Source organism: bacterium, from assembly GCA_039961635.1.
Lineage (GTDB): Bacteria > 4484-113 > 4484-113 > JAGGVC01 > JAGGVC01 > JABRWB01.
On record JABRWB010000013.1, the window covers coordinates 37697 to 60502 of the forward strand.

18 protein-coding genes are annotated in these 22806 nt (G+C 60.2%); 6 read left to right on the forward strand and 12 right to left on the reverse strand.

Going from position 1 to position 22806, the window contains the following annotated elements:
* Positions 1 to 272: 272 nt before the first annotated feature.
* Positions 273 to 1226 carry a laccase domain-containing protein gene (locus HRF49_02390; protein MEP0813498.1) on the forward strand — a complete coding sequence of 318 codons (954 nt, stop codon included), beginning with the start codon at positions 273 to 275 and terminating at the stop codon, positions 1224 to 1226.
* Between the two features lie 3 nt (positions 1227 to 1229).
* Here HRF49_02390 and HRF49_02395 read toward each other — a convergent pair whose 3' ends face one another.
* The 4 genes from HRF49_02395 to HRF49_02410 form a co-directional block, all read right to left on the reverse strand.
* Positions 1230 to 1481 carry a hypothetical protein gene (locus HRF49_02395; protein ID MEP0813499.1) on the reverse strand — a complete coding sequence of 84 codons (252 nt, stop codon included), beginning with the start codon at positions 1479 to 1481 and terminating at the stop codon, positions 1230 to 1232.
* 67 nt (positions 1482 to 1548) lie between these two features.
* On the reverse strand, positions 1549 to 1998 hold the full coding sequence (locus HRF49_02400) for a hypothetical protein (protein ID MEP0813500.1): 450 nt from the start codon (positions 1996 to 1998) through the stop codon (positions 1549 to 1551).
* Positions 1985 to 2437: a hypothetical protein gene (locus HRF49_02405; GenBank protein ID MEP0813501.1), complete on the reverse strand. Its 453-nt coding sequence runs from the start codon at positions 2435 to 2437 to the stop codon at positions 1985 to 1987. Before HRF49_02405 ends, HRF49_02400 begins: the two co-directional genes overlap by 14 nt.
* Positions 2438 to 2524: 87 nt before the next feature.
* Positions 2525 to 3061, reverse strand: coding sequence for a macro domain-containing protein (locus HRF49_02410; protein ID MEP0813502.1), 537 nt, complete (start codon positions 3059 to 3061; stop codon positions 2525 to 2527).
* Positions 3062 to 3287: 226 nt separating this feature from the next.
* Here HRF49_02410 and HRF49_02415 point away from each other — a divergent pair, with 226 nt between their 5' ends.
* Positions 3288 to 5594, forward strand: coding sequence for a hypothetical protein (locus tag HRF49_02415; GenBank protein ID MEP0813503.1), 2307 nt, complete (start codon positions 3288 to 3290; stop codon positions 5592 to 5594).
* An 88-nt stretch (positions 5595 to 5682) separates the two neighbouring features.
* Here HRF49_02415 and HRF49_02420 read toward each other — a convergent pair whose 3' ends face one another.
* From HRF49_02420 to HRF49_02430, 3 genes are read right to left on the reverse strand one after another with little or no spacing between them, the layout of a single operon-like run.
* Positions 5683 to 6657, reverse strand: a complete 975-nt coding sequence (locus HRF49_02420; GenBank protein ID MEP0813504.1) for a bifunctional 5,10-methylenetetrahydrofolate dehydrogenase/5,10-methenyltetrahydrofolate cyclohydrolase — start codon at positions 6655 to 6657, stop codon at positions 5683 to 5685.
* A gap of 1 nt (position 6658) precedes the next feature.
* Positions 6659 to 8137, reverse strand: coding sequence for a hypothetical protein (locus tag HRF49_02425; GenBank protein MEP0813505.1), 1479 nt, complete (start codon positions 8135 to 8137; stop codon positions 6659 to 6661).
* A 25-nt stretch (positions 8138 to 8162) separates the two neighbouring features.
* Positions 8163 to 10271, reverse strand: coding sequence for a PBP1A family penicillin-binding protein (locus HRF49_02430; GenBank protein MEP0813506.1), 2109 nt, complete (start codon positions 10269 to 10271; stop codon positions 8163 to 8165).
* A gap of 147 nt (positions 10272 to 10418) precedes the next feature.
* On the opposite strand from HRF49_02430, the gene HRF49_02435 reads away from it, so the two are divergent.
* The 4 genes from HRF49_02435 to dnaE all read left to right on the forward strand — a co-directional run bounded on the left by HRF49_02435 (position 10419) and on the right by dnaE (position 17249).
* A complete protein-coding gene (locus HRF49_02435; protein ID MEP0813507.1) occupies positions 10419 to 11255 on the forward strand; it encodes a hypothetical protein in 837 nt (278 codons plus the stop codon).
* Positions 11256 to 11399: 144 nt separating this feature from the next.
* Positions 11400 to 12863: a glutamate--tRNA ligase gene (locus HRF49_02440; GenBank protein MEP0813508.1), complete on the forward strand. Its 1464-nt coding sequence runs from the start codon at positions 11400 to 11402 to the stop codon at positions 12861 to 12863.
* Positions 12860 to 13624, forward strand: coding sequence for a hypothetical protein (locus HRF49_02445; GenBank protein ID MEP0813509.1), 765 nt, complete (start codon positions 12860 to 12862; stop codon positions 13622 to 13624). Before HRF49_02440 ends, HRF49_02445 begins: the two co-directional genes overlap by 4 nt.
* Before the next feature lie 52 nt (positions 13625 to 13676).
* Positions 13677 to 17249, forward strand: coding sequence for a DNA polymerase III subunit alpha (dnaE, locus tag HRF49_02450; protein MEP0813510.1), 3573 nt, complete (start codon positions 13677 to 13679; stop codon positions 17247 to 17249).
* 13 nt (positions 17250 to 17262) lie between these two features.
* Here the strand turns inward: dnaE and HRF49_02455 are convergent, their stop codons facing one another.
* From HRF49_02455 to HRF49_02475, 5 genes are all read right to left on the reverse strand, one after another.
* Positions 17263 to 17610, reverse strand: coding sequence for an STAS domain-containing protein (locus HRF49_02455; GenBank protein ID MEP0813511.1), 348 nt, complete (start codon positions 17608 to 17610; stop codon positions 17263 to 17265).
* A 44-nt stretch (positions 17611 to 17654) separates the two neighbouring features.
* Positions 17655 to 18992 carry a hypothetical protein gene (locus HRF49_02460; GenBank protein MEP0813512.1) on the reverse strand — a complete coding sequence of 446 codons (1338 nt, stop codon included), beginning with the start codon at positions 18990 to 18992 and terminating at the stop codon, positions 17655 to 17657.
* Between the two features lie 80 nt (positions 18993 to 19072).
* Entirely contained in the window at positions 19073 to 20191 is a 1119-nt protein-coding gene (locus tag HRF49_02465) for a trypsin-like peptidase domain-containing protein (GenBank protein MEP0813513.1), read from the reverse strand.
* A gap of 16 nt (positions 20192 to 20207) precedes the next feature.
* Positions 20208 to 21389, reverse strand: coding sequence for a trypsin-like peptidase domain-containing protein (locus tag HRF49_02470; protein ID MEP0813514.1), 1182 nt, complete (start codon positions 21387 to 21389; stop codon positions 20208 to 20210).
* A 24-nt stretch (positions 21390 to 21413) separates the two neighbouring features.
* On the reverse strand, positions 21414 to 22622 hold the full coding sequence (locus tag HRF49_02475) for a trypsin-like peptidase domain-containing protein (protein MEP0813515.1): 1209 nt from the start codon (positions 22620 to 22622) through the stop codon (positions 21414 to 21416).
* Positions 22623 to 22806 lie beyond the last annotated feature (184 nt).

Consider the following 22806-nt stretch of genomic DNA (forward strand, 5'->3'; position numbering starts at 1 on the left):
GATATACACATTCAAGCCTCCCGCGCCATGCGGCGCCGAACACTCGATGCTCCCGTATCAACGCGGCCGGTTTGGGGCCCTTGGGGGAAGAGGCTGCCTAATTCAATCGTCGAAATCAAATAAAATTAGTCCGTCAGGAACTCCTGCGGCAAGTCCCCTTCCGGAATGATTATACCCCGGTAAGCGGCCTTGGCAACAACCGGGAAGGATTTCGGAGTATTTCTGTTTTCCGCGCGGTGATGCGCACCCGCCCCCGATGCTAAAATCCCCGCGTGGCTGCGGGCGGCGTTTCCCTTCTCGAATTCGAAATATTCCGGCAATTCGCCGGGCGGATGCGCGCGGCGGTGACGACGCGCGCGGGGGGCGCGAGCGGAGGGAATTACGCTTCGCTGAATATGGGATTCCTGTCGGGCGACGAGCCGGAGCGCGTTATCGAAAACCGCAGGCGGGCGCTCTTGGCGTTTTTGGCCGGAACCCGCGGCGGATTTACGTTCCAATCGGCAGGGCGCGCAGGATACCCCCCGCCCACCGGCGATTACTCAATCGGGGCGATAACCGCGACCGGATACTCCGCAACCCATGGGGGGGGGACAGACCCGCTTTCCCGCTGGACCGGCGCAAAACAGGTGCACGGCACGGAAGTATTCGTCGCATACGCATCGCACGCGGGGAGCGGCGCGCTGTCGTCCGTCTCCGGAGAACCCGGCGGGCCGCTGGCGGAGGCCGACGCGATATGCACGGATTCGCGGGGACTGGTGCTCACAATCCAGGTGGCGGACTGCGTGCCGGTCGTCGTTTTCGACGAAGCGAACGGCGCGATCGGCGTCGCTCACTGCGGATGGCGCGGCGCGGCGGCGCGCGTGCTGGACAAATTGCTCGAAACCATGGGGGGGGAGTACGGAACGCTCGCGAAAAACGTTTTTGCGGGAATCGGCCCGGGGATCTGCGGCGGATGCATGGAGGTCGGCGGCGAGGTCGCCTCGCGCTTCCTAGGCAGGGAATACGAGGGCTACCGCATCGTGTGGAACTCTCCGGAGGGGGGGAGGGAGAAATACCGCCTGAACCTGCCGGGGGCGCTGCACGCGCAGCTCACCGGCTCGGGCGTGCCGCACGCGAACATCGAAACGATGGTGAAGTGCAGCGTGGAGTCGCCGGAGCTTTTGTACAGCTACCGGCGCGACGGCGCGAAGTGCGGCAGGAACGCGCTTTTCGCGATGCTTTGCTGATCATCAATGCGTCGGTGTGGCGAGGTTTACTTCGAAGCCGAACCAGACCGAAAGGCAGTAAATCGCGTCTTCGCCGAATATCACGAGCAATCCGATTCCGAGAAACAGGCAGACGATTCCCGTGGTCAGCTTGGCGCGCTTGTCCTCCTCGTAAATCGCGTCCTTGGAAGTTATCAGGTCGTACACGGCGTAAATCCCGGCGGCGACTCCCGCCAGCGCGCCCAAAAACCCCAGAAGCATCGATCCGTCCACCATCCGAATCCCCGGGCGGCGAATCGCCGCCGCGCAATTTCCAGGCCAATCGGAAAGAACGGCGATTATATCATTTATGTACAGGCGCAGCTTTGTTGCGGAACGTGTCCGCGACGTCGCGGGCGACGCAGACATAGAGGAACCAGATTCCGAACGGCAGCGCCGGGCCGGGAAGCATCAGGACGCCGATGACGATCGCGTTGATCCGCGCCCAGTTGCGCCCGCGCCAGAGGAACCAGCCGTTCAGCGCGATGAGGATAGAAAACAACGCGATGACCGCGACGATAACCGGGACGGCCCAGGCGACGCTCGCGGCAAGCTCGGCGCGCAGCTCCGACGGCGGGATTTCGGGCAACGTCGGCGCGGCGATTTCGACGGCCTTCCCGATTGCGAAATCCATGAACCACTTGACCTTGAAGGCCATATACAGGTTCGCGGCGGCGACGAATAGGTGCGCGACCGCGACCGCGCGCACCTGGGCCGTCCATGCGCCGAACGGGCGGTTATTACCATCGGACACGGTAGTACCCCCTTCTGCGCCTTCTGAACAGCCTTTCGAGTCCGAAAACGTAAGTGCCGATTCCGCCGGGAACGTAGACGCGGGCGAACATCGGGGGGAGGGTGACGGCAATCGTCAAAAGCGCCAGCACGACGCCCATCATGTTCATCTGGAACGCCCCGAAAAGGCCGATGATTATCGAGATGAGCGCGACCGAGCCGCGGTAGTTGTCGTCCAGCCGCCAGAGGAACCAGCCGATGATGCCGTCGAATACCGCGCCGGCCAAAGCCCACAGCCCGCCGACGGTGCCGACGAATCCCGAAACGAATCCGCCGCCGAGGCCGAGGAGCGAAAGAAGTGAGAATCCGATGGAGCGGAAAAAGCCGAACAGGACAAGGAACGCCGCGGACAAAAACCACAGCGCGGCGACGAACCTGACGACGTATCGAAGAAACCGCATCGGGGGGAGTATAGCAATTCCCAGGGGAGCGCGGCGTTTACGCCGCGAAATATAAGTTTCGCACCCAGGAATGGGCGCTGTACGACTTCAGTTTTTCAATTCCATCTTTTCAAGCGCCGCAGCAAAATCCCGGTACACATCCTCCCCCCACAGGACGAACTCAACGAGCTTGGGATAATCGTGCGACGCAAGATGCGCCGCGGCCGCGGCGAGCATGATTTCCGCGCATTCGCGCACCGGAAATCCGCCCACGCCCGTGCCGAGCGCCGGGAAGCTCACGCTTTCGATTTCCCGCTCCGCGCATCGCAGAAGCGCGTTGCGCGTGGCGGCTTCGATCAGCGCCGCGTCGGTGCGCAAGTCCTGGCCCATCGCCGCCGCGTGAATCACGAACCGTTGCGGCAGCGCGCCCGCGCCGGTGACGACGGCCTCGCCGACCGGAATCGGCCCGAGGCGCATCGCCTCGTCCTCGATAACCTGTCCGCCCCTGCGCTTGATCGCGCCCGCGACGCCCGAGCCCATCCAAAGATGGTTGTTCGCCGCGTTGACGATTGCGACGGTGTCGCGCGATGTTATGTCGCCGGAGACGACGCGGATGCGCTTGGAGTTGATTGAGCGATCGAGCATGAGGGGGTATCTTAGCGCGGGGAGACAAAATTGTTGCCAGCTTGAAGTTCCTGGCAATAACGATCCTGTTGCGGCCGACCGGCCGTTCATTGTACGTCCCTTCACAATCTTGGGATTTCGCTTTTCCCCCGGCTATATTTGTGACCCGCTTCACTTTAAAGGATAAAATCGGTACCGGTTTACCAGTTTACATCGGGGATTCCTCCGTTACATCAAGGAGATGGATATGCGAGCAAATGGTTTGGCGTCTCTCGCTTTTATAGTTGTCTTAGTTTCCGCCCTTTTGGCCGCTTGCGGCAAGGGGGGCGGCAGGCTAGATTCCGGCGGAGACCCGGCGGCGCCCGCGCCGCGCTTCGAGTCGCTCGAGGTCGCGGTCGGCGAAATCGAAGGCTATCCGGTTCCGGACGGCGTCGATCCCGCGGTTTTCGACTCGCTTAAGGCCGAGCTTGTCAGGCAGCTCGAGGAGCTGTCACAGGGCACGGGCAGGATTATCGCCGCCGCGCCGACCGGCCAGAACGGCCGCGTTACCGACCTTGCGGTAGACCCGATATCGGGCAACGCGTCCTGGACATACGTCAACACCGGAGATTACGACGCGAACGGCGAAGTGGGCGTTGCGGACATTACTCCGATAGCGCTCAACTTTCAGGCGGACGCGGACGACGGCCAGGGCGACGATGCGAAGGAGTCCTGGGTCGACGGCGACGGGAACGGCGAGGTGGGCGTTTCGGACATCACTCCCATCGCGCTGAACTTTCTCTCCATGGTTGCGAGCTACCGGATCGTCACATCGGATTCGGTGACCGGCCCTTGGACGGAGCTGGCGACCGTCCCGTTCGGCGACAGGCTTGAGGGATACCCGGTGCGGTTCGACGTCGAGCTTTTGACCGCGCCGAACAGGTACATCGCGGTCGTTCCGTACGACGCCGAGGGAGTCGCTGGCGAAACGAGCGCGCCGCTGGATACGACGCTCGATCCGGGCGATCCGATTGTTTCGGTGGAGGTGACTCCGCCCGCGCCGATGGTCGGAGATACCCTTACCGTAACGGTCACCGCGACCGACCCGGACGGCGGAGCGCTCACCTATGATTATTCGGACGACAGCGAGTACTACGGCGAGTTCGCGGGCACCGGCGCAAGCGTGACCTGGAGCGCGGCTTACAATGGAGACTACCTGATTTTAGTCACCGTTTCGGACGACAACGGCGGCGAAAACTCGGTCCCCACGCCGGTATCGGTCGGAATCACGCTGCCCGAGCCCGCGGCGGGATACGTGGGCAGCTCGACCTGCCTCGGATGCCACGGCGGTTCGATAGACGCCGGGCTGTATGAGCAGCACCGCCACCGCCACAAGCTGAATCCGCCGACGTCCGAATTCATCGGGCCTTGGTGGACGGGAACGCAGACGGTTAGCAAGGACGGCGCGACCGCCGATATCACTATGCTTGAAAACGGCGGCGTGTACGAAGCCGAAATGGGCGGAGTTACGTTCCCGATCCATCGCGCGATGGGGTGGGGAATCGACAAGTGGAAGCAGCGCTACACCGTGAAGAACGGCAACTCGATTTACATCCTGCCAATCCAATACAACGTCACACCGGCCGCCTGGGCGGGCGCGGGCTACAACCTGGCGGACTGGGCGGACACGGGCGGGCTGTTGATGAACGGGCCGTTCGGCCTCGGCGCCGGGAGAGCCGCGTCGTTCGACCGCCGGTGCACCGGATGCCACACAACCGGCGCGACCACGATATTCAACGACGTAACAGGCGAATGGCTGGCGGCATGGAAGGAAGACAACATCCATTGCGAAGCATGCCACGGCCCCGGTGCCGCGCACGCGGCCAGCATGAACAAGGCGGACATCATCCATCCGGCGAACGATCTTGATTTCGCGCGCGAGGTCGAAGTGTGCGGAAGCTGCCATGGGCGCGGCGAATCAACCGGAACTCTCGGCACCAAAAAGATGGGCTACCCGTTCAAGGACGGAGAGGGCATATTCCAGCCCGGCGACACGCTTTCGGAATTTTACACGCAGACTACCGATCCGAAGGAATTCTGGAACGACGGAGCGGACACCGCATCGAGCCATTCGCTGGGCCACCACCAGCAGTACAACGATTACCTGCAGAGCAGGCACTACGAGCTGCAGATGGCATGCACGACCTGCCACAATCCGCACGTCCCCGACGCGCCGTTCGAGAACTCGAATTGCACGAGCTGCCACGCGAACCTTGCGAACGAAACGAACTTCGTTAACCATTCGCACCACTCGTCGTCAGTCCCGAAGTGCATCGACTGCCATATGCCTTTAATTGCCAAAAGCGCGATCGCCTACGACGTGCGCGCACACACGTTCGACATCATCTCCCCGCAGCAGTCGAAGGACATGCTGGACGGCGGTGCGACGGCGATAATTCCGAACAGCTGCATGAACGGAAGCTGTCACGGAGGAAACGCCGCGCTCACCGATCCGGTGGCCGTGGGCAACAAGCTGGCCGACTTCGAAAACTGGTGGCCCGGATTCGGAGGTTAGCGGAAAGGCGAAGGGTTAAATATCAGGAATAAATAAACAAAAGGCGGCGGCAACGCCGCCTTTTTTTGTTTGCTTCGGTGCGGGATCCCTACACCGCCTTGCTTCCCATCCCCGCGCCCGCGGCAAGCCATGCCTGGACGGTGTTCGAAAGAAGCATCGCGATAGTCATCGGCCCAACGCCGCCGGGGACGGGGGTTATGGCAGACGCGATCTGTCCGACAGCCGCGAAATCCACGTCGCCGACAAGCTTCATCGCAGTGGCGTCCCCGCCGCCATCGGACTTTTTCCCGGAATCCTGCGTTTCACAACCAGCCGCATTATCCGGAGAAACCGCACCGGCCTCGCCTTCCGGAGCATCCGCCGCCTCTGCCTCGACGAAGTTTATCCCGACGTCGATCACGACCGCGCCCGGCTTGACGCAGCGGGCATCGATAATCCCCGCCTTGCCGATGGCCGAGACAAGCACGTCCGCCGCGCGGCACACGTGCGCGAGGCCGCGCGTCCGGGAGTGCGCGAGCGTCACCGTCGCATGCCTTTCCAGCATCATCGCTGCGAGCGGTTTGCCGACGAGGTTCGAGCGTCCGACAATCACGACGTCCGCGCCTTCGAGCGCTATCTTGTAGTAGTCCAGTATCCGCATCACGCCGGCGGGCGTGCAGGGCCGCAAGCCCGGCCGTCCCGTCCACAGCAGCCCCTGCGAGTGCGGCGTCAGCCCGTCCACGTCTTTCGCAGCGGCAACCGCCGCCAGCGCGCGGTCCGTGCTTACATGCTTCGGCAGCGGAGTCTGGACGATTATTCCGTGCACGCGCGGATCGGCGTTCAATTTCGCGATCAGCGCGTGCAGGTCGGTTTCGGTTGTCGCCTCCGGCAGCCTGTGAATCTCGCCCCGGATGCCCGTTTTCGCCGCGTACTTTTCCTTGTTGTTGACGTACGTCGTGGATGCGGGATTGTCGCCGAGCTGGATCACCGCAAGCCCCGGCGCGCCCAGCCGGGCAGAATTCGCGGCGATTTTTTCCTTCAGCTCCGCAATAACGGCCTTCCGGACGACCTGGCCGTCGAGAATTTTAGCCACCGACCACCTCGCCGAATCGTTTTTTCAAGTCGGGCTCGCCGTATTTCTCTATCGGATAGGACGATTCCCTTTCTTCGATTCTCTCGGGACTGAAGTTGAGCATTTCGACAAGGTACGAAAGATCGGGCTTGGGCATCTCCCAAAGCTCGTCCTCCAGCTCCTTCATCCGGCCGGTTTCGCCCTGCAGGAACGCGATTTCCCACCGGATAAGCAACAGCTTCGCCCTGTAGTGCGGCGCTATTTTGAACTTGGCCAGGTAGCCGTCAAGCATTCCCGCCGCGTCCCTGCCGCGCCCGTCGCGGACCAAAAGCCGCGCCTTGTGCGCGATCAGGTTCGGATGGTACTTGTCCAGTTCCTCAAGCTTTTTCAAATACGCGAAATATTCCCCGCGCGCGTTCATCGAATCCAGCAGGTCGCAGATGTAAGAAACGTACTCGGATTTGAATTCAGGGGGAGCGCCGCGGAGCGCGTTGTCGATTCCCGCAAGGTCGCCCCACGATTCGGTCAGCGCGTAGCTTGCGGCCAGCATCACCATGTTGTCCGCGGTGGTCGTCCGACCCCGCGCCCTTATCTGGAGGATGCAGTCGCGGAAGTTGCCGGTGAAAAACGAATACCGCGCGTCGTCGTAGTTCGGCGTGACGAACGCGCCTTTGGACACCACCTTTTGCATTTCCAGGCTTTCAATCTCCCGCGTGACGAGAATCAGGTTGCGCCTGCTTATTGAAATGCCGGGCCCGCCCATGCTGACGACTCGGTCCAGCGTCTCGCGCGCGCTTTTCAGGTCGCCGCGCTCGTACTGCGAAACCGCCTGGTTGTTAAGCCGCGCGCTCACGTCCGTCGCAGCGCCCGGAAGCCTTGTGATGTGCGGCTGCAGGTTGTATGTGTTTGCGATAGAGTCGTACGCGAGCATGAAATATACGGACTTGACCGGCCTGATCTGCGGATCGTTGTTGATAATGTTCGGCCAGCGCTGTATCAAAAGTATCAGGCCGTCGTCTACGAAATCCAGGCTTAGATTTTCGACGAGCTTCAGAGAGAAAAGCGGCGCGGGTCTTCGGCTGGTCAGCGGGAAAATTTCGAGATTGACGTACTCCTTCCCAGCCGCCGTTTCGGGCGAGGCGACGATGAGGTGCTGTCCGCGGTCGAGTGTGAACGTCACGTTCAGCCTTCTAAGCGCTTCGGGCGGATACTGCCGCTCGAATACTTCGACAATGTCCTTGCCCTTTATGTCCACCACCTTCAAGTAGCCAGAAAGCTCCGTAGTCACCGCGGCCGCATAGCGCCCGTCCTTTTTCGTTATCTCGTTGTACCGGCTCGGAAAGATGTCGCCGATCGTCATGTTCGGATAATACTTGATAAGCATTTCCCGCGCGTACGCGACCGCGGGATCTTCGCCGCCGCGTTGGGCGAGCGCGGGCGCGGCGGAAAGAACCAGCACCGAAAACGATATCGCCAAAAGGCAACGGCTCATCTTTCCCTCCGACTTGCTTGGTGCATCATTCGCCTCGCTGCTTGGGAGGACGCGGCTTTATAGGCGCCGAGCCGCCGGGCGGAACTTCCTTTACGCCGGGCGCCGTAACGACGACCGAGCTTCCCTCCGCGTGCGCCTCCGTTGTTTCCGAAACAGCTCCCCTGGACGCGAATCCGGGTATCGCTTTGCCGCTCCATCCCGCCGGCACCGGAAAATCTTTCTTCGCGAGCTTCTTTCTTTCGATTACGGCCTTGTTGAAGAGATTCCAGATGCGCGCCGGCATCTGACCGCCGAACATCCGCCGCATGCGCGAATGGTCGTCGTTTCCCGCCCATACCGCGGTGCAGTAGTAAGGCGTGTACCCGATGTACATGGCGTCGCGGTGCTCGTCGGTCGTGCCGGTCTTGCCCGCGTTCGGCATTATGTCCCCCAGGTAGGCCACCGCGCGGCCGGTGCCGCTGGTGTTGACCATCTTCATCATCTGGACCATCGTGTACGCGGTGTTTTCGGTAAGAGCGCGGCGGCTGCGCGCGTCGACGCGGCCGCGGTTGTCCTCAAGGATGTTGCCGTGGTAATCCATCACGTAAAGAATCGGCGTAGGCGCGATGTACATCCCCATCTGCGGAAAAGTGGCGAAAGCCGCGGCCATCTCCAGAGGGATCACCTCGCTTGCACCGAGCGTCAAACCGAGGTAGGGCTGAAGGTTCGTCGTCAGCCCCATATCCCGCGCCGTGCGGATCACGCGTTCCGGGCCGAGCTGGTTTATCAGCCAGACCGACGCGACGTTCTTGCTTTTTATCAACCCCCAGGCGAGGGGTATTTCGCCAGAGTTGGAGCCGTCCGAGTTTTTGGGCGAATAATACCTGTTTCCGCCCATCGGATACTTGGCGGGATTGTCGTTTATCCAGTCGGAGGGCTGCCAGCCTTCTTCCAGCGCGGTTGCATAGGTGAACGGCTTGAACGCGCTCCCAGGCTGGCGGTACGCTTGGGTGGCGCGGTTGAAAACGCTTTTGCCTTCATCCACGCCGTAGTTTTTGCCGCCCACGATCGCGGCGATGTATCCTGTGTCCACCTCCACGCATGCCAAAGCCGCCTGATGGACGTTCCGCGATGCTTCGAACTCTTCCAACCCCTTGGCCACCGCTTCGTCGGCGCACTGCTGGACGATCGGATCGAGCGTGGTCACGACGGTCATCCCGCGGCGCAGAACTTGATCCTCGCCGTAGGTGCGGTACAGGAATTCGCGGACGTAGCTTGTGAACCACGGAAACTTCAATTGGTCAGGCGGTCTCGGCTCGGCAAGTTTGAGCGGCTCCTTTAGCGCGTTTTCAATTTCCTCTTGGGAAATCGAGGAAAGGTCAAGCGGCTTGCCGCGCTTTTCGAATTCCCTTTTCGATCGCGCGAGGTTGCGCAAAACCTTGTCCCGGCGGCTCTTGGCCTGTTCGGGGTTGTTGAACGGATTGAGGTCGGTCGGCGCGGCGGGCAGGCCGGAAATGAGCGCGCACTCCGCGAGCGTCAGCTCGTCAAGCTCCTTTCCGAAATAAGTCTCGGCCGCGGCGGATACGCCGTACGCGCCCGCACCGAAGAAGATGTAATTCATGTAGTACTCGAATATCTGCTCTTTAGTGAACTGATGTTCGAGCGCCTGCGCGAGAACAAGTTCCTGCACCTTGCGGTTGATCGTCTTCTGGTACTTGAGCTGCGGGATATATACGTTGCGTACGAGCTGCTGGGTGATCGTCGACGCGCCTTCCTTGATTCCGCCCGCCTTGAGGTTGACGTATATCGCGCGGGCGATCGCCCAGATGTCGTAGCCCTTGTGGTGGTAAAAATTCGCGTCCTCGGTGGCGAGAACGCACAGTTTCAGTTTTTCCGGAATTTCTTCGAGGGGAACGTAGCTGCGGTTCTGGACGTAAATGTTGCCCAGCAGAGTCCCTTCGCCCGTCTCCGGGTTGTAGTCGTTTGCGTATATCTTAGTGGTCTGGTCGGTCTTCGGCGGCTCGGTGCCAAGGATGCTTCCCTGGGTGGCCTGGATTTCGCGCACCAGGTTGTACAGCCGCAGCAGGTAGCCGGCAAGCACCGCCAGCGCCAGGACGACGAGCGCAAAAACCGTGTTTCTTACGATTCTAAGCATGCGAAACGCGCCGGAACGCCTTCTACCGGCCCCAAAAGTGTATCACAGGCGGCTCTTTCGCTCATTATCATGCGGTCTTCATATGACTTCCGGACGACGCGCCGCGTTCAAATTCCGCAGCAATGCCCCCAAGTGTAAAATGACGGCGTGGCAGCCAAATCCTATCCGCGCTGGGCGCTCGCGGCGTTTGCGGCCGCAATCGTTGTCGTCGCCGTGTCGTTCGCGTTTGTATTCAGGGAAACCGTCGTTCGCTCCCGAATGACGGTCGAGGACGTTCCAGAAAAAAAGGCGCCCGCCCGGCCGCCTGCCGCGGCGTTCAATCCGTTCCCCGCCGATTTGCGCGGACCGATTCCCGAAAAACCGCCCGCCGAAACCGATTATGCGAAGCTTGTGGAGTTGGAGGAGGGACTGAAAACGCTTGAGTATCCGTCCGCGTTTTTCCTTTACGACGCGCTGTGCAAAACCGTGCCCGAAACGTCGGTGAAGGCGGGCGCTCCGCTGCCTTCGTCGGTGCGCCAGCTTGCAAAAGCGGGATTCCTGCCATTTTCGCCGCCGGACGCCGCGATGGAAAAAATAGACGAAGTGCTCGCCGTGCGCGGATGGATCGCCGCGGACGGTGGCGGGACTGAATCCCCCGTTTCCAACTGGAGCGACGCGGAGCGGACTATGTACATGCGCGCGCTGATCGGAAGCGCGGCGCTTGACGCGGTTTCCGCGGGGGCGCGCGCGTCCGGCGCGCTCAAAGACGCGGGAGCTGCGGGCGCGGACGCCCTGATCGCGCTTTCCGCGCCGGGATTCGCGGCGCGCGCGGACGTTTTCGAAAAGTGGTTCGGCGCGCCCAACCCCGCGTTCTGGGTAAATCCATTCACCGGCGGCGAAATGAAAAACGTCCCGCCGAGCGAGCCGGAGGAAGCCAAAAAGGGCAACTTTTTCGCCGAAACGCTTCCCGACGGGAGCGTGCGGCTGCGGTTTTACATCAGGTAACCGGCGTTTCCGTCAAACGTTACTCCGGCACTTCAAGCCGCAATCAAGCGGGCGCCCGAAAATAAGCGCAGCAACCGTCCAAAAAAAGCATCGCGCCTCCGCAACCGCTGTGTTACTATTCGGATTCGCATTTTCTGATTGCATATGTTCGACGTTCCTGAAAATCTTCGAGTTAGATTCGCGCCCAGCCCGACCGGCTACCTTCACATCGGCGGGGCGCGCACCGCGCTTTTCAACTGGCTTTTGGCGCGCCGGTACCGCGGCAAATTCGTCCTTCGAATCGAGGATACCGACGAGCTTCGCTCGACCGACGAATCAACCGGCGGAATCCTGCAGGGCTTGCGCTGGCTCGGTCTGAACTGGGACGAAGGGCCGGAAGTGGGCGGGCCGCACGCGCCATATATTCAAAGCGAGCGGAAGGCGATGCATCTTGAATACGCGAGGCGGCTGGTGGAAGCGGGCGCGGCCTACTTCGACCGCAAGACGCCGCCTCCAGCGCCCGGCGAAAAGCCGGAGCCGCAAATCAAAATAGACCGGAGGGCGTACGATCCGGAGAGCAGGTCACTTCCGCCCGCGGCGCAGCTGGAGATGTTCGACGCCGGCGCGGAATTTCCGCTGCGCATAAAATGCCCGCACGGGAAGGCGGAATTCCGCGACGCGGTGCGCGGATCGGTTGTCGTTGATTACGACGATGTGGGGGACATCGTCATTCTCAAGCGCAACCGCGGCCCGGTGTACAACTTCACGGTCGTCGTGGACGACGCGGAGATGAAGATAAATTTCGTGCTGCGCGGCGAGGATCACATTTCCAACACGCCAAAGCAACTGGCGATTTACGGACTTCTCGAAATCGAGCCGCCAGCGTTCTGCCACGTACCCTTGATTCTGGGCGAGGACAAGAAGCGGCTGTCCAAGCGGCATGGCGCGACCGACGTTCTCGAATACAAGGCGCAGGGATACCTGCCGGACGCGATGATCAACTTCCTCGCGCTCATCGGATGGAATCCCGGAGACGACCGCGAAATCATGAGCCGCGACGAGCTTGTCGCCGCGTTTTCGATTGACGGGCTGGGCGCGTCAAGCGGCGTTTACAACGCCAAAAAGCTGGACAACTTCCAGGGCGTACACGTGCGCAGCACAAGCCCGGAAGACATCGCGAGGCTGCTCGTTCCGTTCGTTCCCGAAACGTACAGGCGCGAAAGCGCGCGATACCACAAGGTTGTCGAGCTTCTGCACGACAGAATCGTCAAGTTTTCCGAAGCAGCGGAGCTCATGCGGTACTTTTTCGAAGAGCCGAAATACAACGACGCGGCCGTGAAGAAGTTCTTGACCGACAATCCCGACTGGCCGAGGCTTGCGCCGCTTGTTTTGGATGAGCTCAAGTCCGCGGAGCCTTTTACCGCGGAGCAGCTTGAGCCGCGGTTCAGGCTGCTCTGCACAAGGCTGTCCCTGGGCATGGCCGCCGTGCTGCAACCGGTGCGCGTCGCGGTGACGGGAGACAAATTCAGCCCAGGGATGTTTGAAACTCTGGAGCTCCTGGGGCGCGAAACGGCCATCGAACGCGTCGGGAAATTCGCCGCGCAAAAGCCCGGAGGAACAAAAAAATGACGATGCGCGCAATCCCGGCGCTGGTCATTGTGGTTCTCCTTTCGCTTTCGGCGGGCGTTTTTTCGCAAGAGAAAGACAAGGTTTGGACGCCTTCATCCTCCGAATCGTACTTCCGGGCCTTGCTGTTTCAAGCCCAGCATTCGGAAGCGAATTACTGGAAGCTGACCGCGGAAGGCGGACTGGAAATAGACCGCAGGGCGAGCCTAGAATCCGCAATCGAAGCATGGATGATAATCTGGCAGTGCTACGGATACGATCCCGCGGTGGACAAAATCAGAGAGCTGTCCGCGCTTGAGCCCAAACCGGAGCGCCATGTCGGATTTTCGCCCGACCTCACGATCGAGGCGGACGCGACGTTGATGGACTTGAAAAATCCCAGGTTCGCGGACTACTCGTTTTTCCTGGTGCGCATCACCGACCGCCATTTCGAGACGCTGGAAGTGAAAAACGGCGCCGTGGCCATCTTGGACTCCGGCGGCAGGTGGCACTATCCGGAGCCGATTGTCGAATCGCATCCGCTGTATCAATCGCTGCGCAAGCTTGCGTCAACATACGACAGCGAAAGAAACATCGGCGCCGGCATCACGTTCACGTTCAAACAAGTGTTTGGAGCGCGGGGGTTGACATCCGATAAGATTCGTTTAATATGGGTCGAGACGGGCCGCGGATCGGTGGTGATTCCGTTCCTCGAAACATTAACCAGCTCGAAAGACCTCGGCCCACTGGTGGAAAGGGTAAAGGCGGCGGAAGGCGCCGGATAAAGAAATAGATTAACGGATTCGGGACTTTGCCCCGGCGGTCCCGTGTGATTTGATGAAGCCTTTCGTTCACCTGCACAATCACAGCGAATACAGCCTCCTGGACGGCATCGCCCCGATGCGCGCCATCGTCGAGCGCGTGCGCGAGCTTGGAATGGACAGCTACGCGCTGACCGACCACGGAGTGATGTACGGCGTCATTCCGTTTTTCGAGGCCTGCAGGGACGCGGGAATTAAACCCATAATCGGCTGCGAGGTATATCTGGCGAAGCGCGGCCTATTGGACAAAGATCCGAAGCTCGACCGTCACAGCTATCACCTCACACTTCTCGCGAAAAACCTGGACGGCTACCGCAACCTGATGCGGCTGGTGTCGCTCGCACACTGCAAGGGGATGTTCTACAAGCCGCGCGTCGACAAGGAAGCTCTTTCGGCGCACCGCGACGGGCTGATTTGCCTGTCTGGATGCTTGAACGGTCCGGTGGCGGGCGCGTTTCTGACAGACGGCGAAGCCGCGGCGCGCAAGGAGCTGGAGGATCTTGCCTCGATATTCGATTCGGATTTCTACGTCGAAATTCAGCGCCACGGAATCGAAGAGCAGGACCGCGCGCGCGATTACCTAATCGACAAGGCGCGCGCGATGGGGCTTCCGCTTGTGGCGACGAACGACTGCCACTATGTGAACAAGAACGACGCCGACGCGCACGACATCGCGCTTTGCATCGGGACGAAGGCGAAGCTGGCGGACGCGGACAGACTGCGCTACGACGTGCCCGAGTTCTATATAAAAAGCACCGAGGAAATGGCGGAGCTGTTTTCCGCGGTGCCGGAGGCGCTCGAAATTGCGACGGAGATCGCCAGTCGCTGCAATTTGGAGCTGCCGCTCGGCAAGGTCGTCTTTCCCGCGTTCGACATCCCCGAAGGAAGAAAGGAAAAGACGCATGCCGAGCTTCTGCGCGCGCTGGTTTACGAGGGCGCGGCGAAACGGTACGGCGAGCCCGTGCCGAAACACATCTGCGACCGGCTGGACAACGAGCTTGCGGTAATCGAGGAAACGGGATATTCGACCTATTTCCTTATTGTCTGGGACTTCATCCGGTTCGCGCGCTCGAAGAACATCGCGGTCGGGCCGGGCCGCGGCTCCGGCGCGGGTAGCTGCGTCGCGTACTGCCTGGAAATCACCGACGTAGACCCCATCCGATTCAACCTGCTTTTCGAGCGGTTTTTGAACAAAGACCGCGTGAGCCTGCCCGACTTCGACATCGACTTCTGCATGGAGCGCCGCGACGAAGTCATCGAATACGTAAAGGAAAAATACGGCAGGGACAACGTCGCGCAAATAGTCACGTTCAACCACCTGAAGGCGAAGGCCGTGATAAAGGCCGTGGGGCGCGTCATGGATCTTCCGTTCCAGTACGTGAACGAGGTGACCAAAAAAATCCCGTGGGGGCTGAACGTCACGATCGAGGACGCGATAAAGGACAGCCCCGACCTCGTCAAGATGATGGAAGACGACCCGCTTGTGAAGAAAATGGTCGAGGACGCGTCGAAGCTTGAAGGCCTCGCGTCGCATCCCGGAGTGCACGCCGCGGGCATCGTCATCGCGTACGGCAAGCTTGAGGATTTCGTCCCGGTGCAGATGTCGAACGAGACCGAGCTGCGCGTCGCGCAGTACGACCTCTCCGTAATCGAGAAGGCCGGCCTTGTAAAGATGGACTTCCTCGGCCTGCGCACGCTCACGATGCTGGAGGAAGCGGTAAACCTCGTCCGGGAATTCGAGGGAGTCGAGATCGACCTTCGCAAGCTGCCGCTGGACGACGAGAAAACGTACCGCCTGTTCCAGAAGGGCGACACCGTCGGGGTGTTCCAATTCGAGCGGGCGGCGGTGCGGCGCATCCTGCGCGAATCGCTTCCGGCGACTATAGAAGATATATCGACCATCAACGGCCTCAACCGCCCCGGCCCGAGCGCGTATACGAAGCAATACATCCAAAACCGGCGCAATCCGGAAAACGCGCAGTACGTCATTCCCGAAATCAAGGAAGTTCTGGATGAGACCGCGGGCATCGTCATCTACCAGGAACAGGTGATGGAGGCGGCGCGGCGGCTGGCGGGATTTTCGCTGGGCCAGGCCGACATCCTGCGCTGGGCGATGGGCAAGAAAAAGCACTCCGTCATGGAGGAGCAGAAGGCCAAGTTCATCGCGGGTGCAACCGCAAACGGGCTGTCCACGAAAAAGGCCGAAGAGTATTTCCATTTAATCGAAACCTTCGCGGGCTATGGATTCAACAAGTGCCACAGCCTGCCTTACTCGGTCGTTTCGTATTACACGGCGTATTTGAAGGCGCATTACCCGCGCCACTTCATCACCGCACTCATCAACAGCTTTCTCGGCTCCGCCGAATTCACCTCGAAATACATCAGGGAAGCGCAGCGGATGGGGATCGCAATCCTTCCGCCCGACGTGAACGCAAGCGAAGGCAAGTTCCGGCCGGAAGGCGACGGCATACGCTTCGGCCTCGCGGGAATCAAGGGAGTCGGCAAGTCCGCCATTGGCGCGATAGTGACCGAACGCGCCAAAAAGCCGTTCGCCAGCATCGCCGATTTCATATTCCGCGTGGACACGCGCGCGGTGACGCGCGCGGTGATTGAGGCGCTGATCAAAGCCGGCGCGCTGGACGCATTCGATCCGGACCGCGGCAAGCTTCTTTCAGACCTCGATCGCCTCTGCGACCGCAGCAACGATCCGCGCCAGGCTGGCCTGTTCGGGGATGCGGAACCGGTCGACATCGTCAGCCCGATCATCCGCACCACTTTCACGAAAGCGGAAATTTCGGAGCTGGAGCGCGAGGTGCTTGGCGTGTACCTTTCCGGTCATCCGCTTGAGGGATGCCCCGTGCTGGAAGACCCCAACCTGATGAGCCCTTCGTCGTTCCTCGAATGGCTGGGCGACAACCTTGAAGTCGTCGGCCGCCAGCACACAATCGAAATCGGCGGCGTGCTTTCCGAAATAAACCAGATGAGCACCAAGGACGGCCGTCCGTTCGCCCGCGCCAAACTTATAGACACCGAAGGCTCGATAGGCATACTCGTTTTCAACAAACAGCTGGGGAAGGTGCGCGACTTTCTGGTGGAGCGCAATCAAGTCGTAGTCAAGGGCCAAGTCAAGCTGGACGATTACAACATGGAGGACGAGAACGACATCGAGGCTTTGCTTGCTGGGGCCGTCGTGATGGTTGCGGATATGAAGCCATACGAAAGCAGGCCGGGCGCGGCGGGCAACGGAAACGGCGATATTGACCTCGAATACGGGGAGGCCGGCGAGCCGCCGAATCCCGTTCCGGACGACTCAAACGGCCATGCGCCGGTCGAGCGGAGAATCGCGCGGCTCGTGGGGGGCGATCCGGACGGAGCGATCGTGATCGAGTATCCCGTTGAAGCCCTGAAAATCGCGGATTTTCACGAGTTTACGGAAGACCTGACCCGGGGCGGCGGCCACAGCAAGATAGTCATCAGGATTATGCGGGGCGATACCGCGATCAGGGAGCTTCCCATGCCCGGCCACGTGCGCGCGGACAGGCGCAGAATCGAGCAGTTGGAGCGCAAGTACAGGTTCAGGACAAAATAGGCGAAAAGACCCGCTACACCCTCGCCATTCCTTCGGCGCCGAGAAGCTCCGCCATGTCGTCGTGAATCGGGATAATCCGGTTCAGAAACGTGATGTCGAAAATGTTGCGCACCGGCGGCGGAACGTTGGAAATGCGCATCTCGAGTCCGTTCTTCGCGAGAAGCTTCTTGCCGAGAATCAACGTGGATATGCCTTTCGAATCAATGAATTCAAGCTCTCGCAGATTGAGAATCAGGTTCTTGTTGCACTTCTGAAGGATGTTTATAAACAGCTGGTAGAAGTGATCGTTGTTGACCGCGGTGATCGAACCTGCCACGAAGCAGATCTGCCACTTGTCATGCTCTTCGATTCTTAGATGCATATCAAACGCCGCCGTTTGAATCGGCACGATTATACCCTACCGCGTCAATCCTGATTTTGGCGATGCGCCACGACTTTTACAATTCCGCGCATCGCGCGGTAAATCGTTTCCGCGAAACCGCCGGGCGCCGGGCCTTTCCGCAATGAACGCGGCGGCGGCGTGTTCCTCGCCAACTCCAACGCCTGCTCCAGCCTCGGAAGCACGGTCTCCCACGAATACGACAGCCTAAGTCCCGCCACCGCGGCGCGGTAGTTTTCGCCCCACGCGGCGTCCATCGCGCGGCCCAAAACCCACGCGACGTTTTCAGGCTCCAGATTGGTTATCGGCAGCGCCGCGCCGGATTCAATGAGCATTTCGGAAACAACGCCGCCGATGCTCGTCGCAACGGGCACTTCCGCCGACGCGAAATCGAGCAGCCGCGTCCTGTAAGACAGCTCCGTTTCGAGACCTTGCGGATGAAGGTGCACTCCCAGCGCAGCCCGCTTTAGAACATGAAAGCGTTGTCTGTGCGGAAGCCACCCGGATACCAAAAGCTCGTCGCCGAGCCCCAACTCCGCGCGAAGCCGCGGAACGCGCGCCGCGGAATTCGATGTCGCACCGCGGTGTCCCGGATGATCCGCACCCAGCACGACCAGCCCCGCGTCCCTTCCTTCTTTCCTCAGGATTGCGAGCGCGCGGATTACAGGTTCGACGAGCGTCCATGAATACAGGCCGCCGTTTGTCATCAGCCATTTGCGCCCGGGCGCGGAGTCCATCTTGCGCGCCAGTTCGACGACGTCGTCTGCAAGCCCGGCGTCGGGGGAAAGTTCGCAGGCGTCCATTCCGTTCGGAAGCTCGACGACGGGAGGCGGGTCGGGGCAGTCCGCGTGCCAGACGTCCGCGGCGGACAACCAGCCGGTCCAGAAGAGCCGCTGCGAGGGCGACGCGACAAGATACGCGCTCGCGCGCGACGCAACCGCGGCGAAATCACGCGCGAATTCGCGCTCCCACGCGCGCCGTTTCAGCTCCGGCATTCCCGCGTGGACGTGCCTGTTTTCGAGCATGAAAGGGCATATCAGGTCATGGACGAGCGGGCCGCGGAACGCCTGCAATCCGGGCAATCCGCGGCGCGCCAGCGTGCCCGCGATTACCGCATCGAATTCGGAATGGAGCGAAAAGAACCGCTCCGGCGCGCGAACCGTGAATCCGTCGTAGTTGCCCGAGCCGCACCGCGCGAACAATTCCGCGATTATTCCGCTGTCGCGCAGGTGCCGCGCAAATCTCCAAAATCTGATGCCGCCCGCGCCCATCCGATCTCCGATCGTTTCGTCGCAGACGAGGGCTATTCGTTTCAGTTCGCCGGGCAACCGCGCATCCCCAAGGCCAGGATTGGCCGCAGCCATTCTACAGGATTCCGCCGCCCCGCCGAAAAAAAAACGCCCCCGTAAATCCGGGGGCGCAAATTTCGAAATTTGAGGATTCGCTAGATGTAGTAGATGTAAGAAATCTGCCGTTCTTCAGGAGCGTTTCCGACTTCGAGCGCGATTTTTTGAATGGCGTTCCGGCGCAGGACGTGGAAAGTTACCACCTGGCCTTCCTTGCAGTTCAGAATGAGTTTTTCAAGCTGGCCCACCGATTTGATCAGGATTTCGTTGCCGGGGGTGGGCTCGAACTTGATAATCAAGTCGCCTTTTACCAAACCGAACTCGAACGCGGGGCTCAAACCGTCAACTTCCTGAATCAGCACTCCGACATCCCAGAACTCGTCCGGAAGGTCGAAATACATCCTGATGTCGTCGCCCATCTCCTGCCAGCGGCCGAACACCTGGTCTATCCTTGCGAAAGGCAGTATTCCGATGTACGGCTTGAACGGACGCTCGCCCGTGGCGATCATCTCCCGGGCGAATTTCATAACCAAGTCGGACGGCAGGAAGAAGTTGATGTTCGCCGCGTCGCCGCGAACCGCGCCGACGTTCGAGTGGAATCCGATCATTTCGCCTTTCCAGTTGAAAATCGGAGCCCCTTGGTTGCCGTCGTTGATCGCGCAATCCGCCTGGATCATCTGCGGGACCAATGCAAGCGAAGTGGTGCGGTAATCACGCTTGGCGCTGACTATCCCGTAGGTGACCGTGCCTGTGTAGCCCGCGGAATTGCCTACGCATATAGCACTGTCGCCCTGCGCGACGGTGGCCGGATTGCCCACTGCAATCGGACGAAGCTTCAGCCCCGTGGGATTCACCTTCAGCAGCGCCAGATCGTAAACCTTGTCCTTGACGATTATCTCGCCGTCGCGCTGGGTGCCGTCGTTGAAAGTCACCCTAACCAGGTTGGCGTCGCTCACCACGTATTCCTTGCAAAGGATATGCCCCTTGGTGTCGAGAATGATGCCCGTCCCGATTACGGTGGAAATCGCCTGCTGGCGCGCTGCGCCGAAAAAGCGCAGTTGAGTGTTCACCACGTTCAGCGCTTCGATGGAAACCAAGGAAGGCGCGACCTTCTTCGCCACGGTTTCGGCAACGAATTCGCGATCCGAAAACTGCGCGAACGCCGCCGCGGAAAAGGCCAACAAAAAAGCAATCGTCAGTAACGCTGTCTTACGCATATCAGCCTCCCTTCACCTACACTGAAAACTCGGAATCGTAGTTACGCTTCACGTCCGTTTTAACCTTTATTCTGCTGGTTGTCTCGCCGCGCCTGACGGTGAATTCAATTTCCTCATCTATCGCGCGTTCGAGAATGTAAACCCTCAAATCTTCCGGCGTTTTAAACTTCATTCCGTTGACCTGGAGTATCTCGTCATTCTTCTTGAATCCCGCGATGTCCGCGGGCGAGCCCGAGCGCACGCCGAAGACGACGATTTTGTCCTTCGGCCTGTAACGCTCGATGAACTCCGTATACTGGTCTGGATTCCAAACGCTCCGCGGGAAGCAGATGTCAAGGCCGATCCACGGCCTTGTCTGATGCCTGATAACCGGCTGGTCAGGCGTTGACTTGAGGATGCTGTAGTAGAACTCCTTCGCCAGACTGATGGGAATCGCCCAGTTGTGACCCTGGGAGTATGCGCCGCTGCCTCCGAAGAAATTAATTCCGATTACCTCGCCTTTCGAATTGAAAAGCGGGCCGCCGGAATTGCCGCCCGCGATCGCGGCCTGCAGCCTTATCGCGTAGGTGAAGTTGGTGCCGTACTGGTTGCCGAGCCACAGCACGCCCGATCCCTGGCTTGTGTTGTAAAGGATCAGCGGAAATTCCATGCTGGTGTCCTTGCCCGCCACGACCCTCACCGTCGCGGATTGTTTCAGACCGAAATTGCCGAGGGGATCGCTTGGATCCACGTTCAACTGGGTCTGGTCGCCCGGCTGGCCCATCGCAAGCGCAAGCTCTCCCGGAACAACGCTGTCGCTGTCTCCGAGCGGGACGGGGTGGATCTTCTCGGGCGGGCATCCTTCGAGGATGCCGATCGCTATGTCGAGGCCGGGATCCACGCCGATCAGGTTGCCCCGGTAAGTCGTGTCATCCCACAGCGTCACCGATGCGAACGCCGCTCCCTGAAGGACGTGCACGTTGGTCATGAAGTGGCCTTCCTTGCTGATGATGAAGCCGCTTCCGATGCTGCCGCCCGAAGTTGGAATGACGGATGTGACGGATGCGGGGCTGATCGCCACCACGCCGCGTTTGACCTTTTCGATTATCGCGCTCACGCTTGTCGGGTCTTTTGAAATCGGCGCGGCAAACGACGGCGCGGCGCACAGCGCAAGAAACGCCGCCGTACCCAATACCGCAAAAGCCTTAATCTCCGGCAATCGCATCACTTAACCTCCAAAACACTAAACGGAAAACTCCGAGTCGTAGTTGCGTTTGACGTCGGTTTTCACCGTAATCCTGCTTGTGGTTTCACCGCGCTTGACGGTGAAAACCAATTGCTCGTCAATCGCTCTTTCCATCACGTAAATCCTCAAATCCTCGGGCGATTCGAACTTAATCCCGTTGACCTGCAAAATCTCGTCATTCTTTTGGAAGCCCGCGGCATCCGCGGGCGAATCCTTGCGCACCCCGTACACGATTATTTTGCCCTTGGGTCTGTACCGCTCTCTGAACTCGATGTATTGCGCCGGAGTGCGCACACTGCTGGGAAACACGATGTCCAATCCGAGCCACGGCCTAGCCTGATGCCGGATGAACGGCCTGTCGGGGCTGGAATCCGCAATGCTGTAATAAAACTCCTTGGCCAGGTTGATCGGGATCGCCCAGTTGGAGCCCTGACTGACCTCGGTCGAGCCCCCGAGGAAGTTGATTCCGATCACTTCGCCCTTGGAATTGAACAGCGGCCCCCCGGAATTGCCTCCCGCAATCGGAGTCTGCATTCGGAGCGAGTATGTGAAATTCGTTCCGTACTGCGTTCCGAAGTTAGCCCCGTAATTGACCAGGTAATAGTGGGCCGTTTCCGAACACTGGAGCGGGAATTCCATGCTCGTGTCCTTGCCCGCCACAACCCTGACGGTCGCGGACTGCTTCAGACCGAAGTTGCCGAACGGATCGCTCGGATCCACGTTCATCTGGGTCTGGTCTCCCGGCTGGCCCATCGCAAGCGCAAGCTCGCCGGGCTTCACCGCATCGCTGTCGCCAAGCGGCACGGGAAAGATCTTTTCCTTGGGGCAGCCTTCGAGAATGCCTATCGCGACATCGATTCCCGGATCGACCGCGATGAGGTTTCCCCGGTACGTCGTGTTGTCCCAAAGCGTCACGGCGGCGAACGCGGCGCCCTGAAGCACGTGCACGTTGGTCATGAAGTGGCCTTCCTTGCTGATGATGAAGCCGCTTCCGATTGAGCCGCCGGTTCCTTGGATCACTTCCGTCACTTCGGTCGGCGCGATGGCCACCACGCCGCGTTTCACCTTTTCGATGATAGCCGCGACGCTGGTAGGGTCGGTGGTTTTTGCGGCCGCCGCCGCAGCGCCGGCGAACGCGCATTCAATCAGCGCCGCGGCGAGCGCCGCAAGCGCCGATCTCCCGAACAAATTTGCTCTGCCAAACATTTAGATCATCCCCTAGGCCATAAGCACCGGAATCTCACAAAAACGCCCGAAGGATACAAGTACGGCACGCGACCGGTAGCCGCTATGACCATCGCGGCATGGTTATGTTCCCGCCGGGGTGTCTCCCGGACAAAAACTCGATATTCAACGTACAACCGCGGCAAAGCGGCAAATTCGCGTTGGT

What these genes read in the sequence shown, in the direction of transcription:
- HRF49_02395 (MEP0813499.1), bottom strand. Translation starts at nt 1,481, where the DNA reads ATGGTGGACGGATCGATGCTTCTGGGGTTTTTGGGCGCGCTGGCGGGA.
- HRF49_02405 (MEP0813501.1), bottom strand. Translation starts at nt 2,437, where the DNA reads ATGCGGTTTCTTCGATACGTCGTCAGGTTCGTCGCCGCGCTGTGGTTT.
- HRF49_02410 (MEP0813502.1), bottom strand. Translation starts at nt 3,061, where the DNA reads ATGCTCGATCGCTCAATCAACTCCAAGCGCATCCGCGTCGTCTCCGGC.
- HRF49_02415 (MEP0813503.1), top strand. Translation starts at nt 3,288, where the DNA reads ATGCGAGCAAATGGTTTGGCGTCTCTCGCTTTTATAGTTGTCTTAGTT.
- HRF49_02425 (MEP0813505.1), bottom strand. Translation starts at nt 8,137, where the DNA reads ATGAGCCGTTGCCTTTTGGCGATATCGTTTTCGGTGCTGGTTCTTTCC.
- HRF49_02430 (MEP0813506.1), bottom strand. Translation starts at nt 10,271, where the DNA reads ATGCTTAGAATCGTAAGAAACACGGTTTTTGCGCTCGTCGTCCTGGCG.
- HRF49_02440 (MEP0813508.1), top strand. Translation starts at nt 11,400, where the DNA reads ATGTTCGACGTTCCTGAAAATCTTCGAGTTAGATTCGCGCCCAGCCCG.
- HRF49_02445 (MEP0813509.1), top strand. Translation starts at nt 12,860, where the DNA reads ATGACGATGCGCGCAATCCCGGCGCTGGTCATTGTGGTTCTCCTTTCG.
- dnaE (MEP0813510.1), top strand. Translation starts at nt 13,677, where the DNA reads ATGAAGCCTTTCGTTCACCTGCACAATCACAGCGAATACAGCCTCCTG.
- HRF49_02455 (MEP0813511.1), bottom strand. Translation starts at nt 17,610, where the DNA reads ATGCATCTAAGAATCGAAGAGCATGACAAGTGGCAGATCTGCTTCGTG.
- HRF49_02460 (MEP0813512.1), bottom strand. Translation starts at nt 18,992, where the DNA reads ATGGCTGCGGCCAATCCTGGCCTTGGGGATGCGCGGTTGCCCGGCGAA.
- HRF49_02465 (MEP0813513.1), bottom strand. Translation starts at nt 20,191, where the DNA reads ATGCGTAAGACAGCGTTACTGACGATTGCTTTTTTGTTGGCCTTTTCC.
- HRF49_02475 (MEP0813515.1), bottom strand. Translation starts at nt 22,622, where the DNA reads ATGTTTGGCAGAGCAAATTTGTTCGGGAGATCGGCGCTTGCGGCGCTC.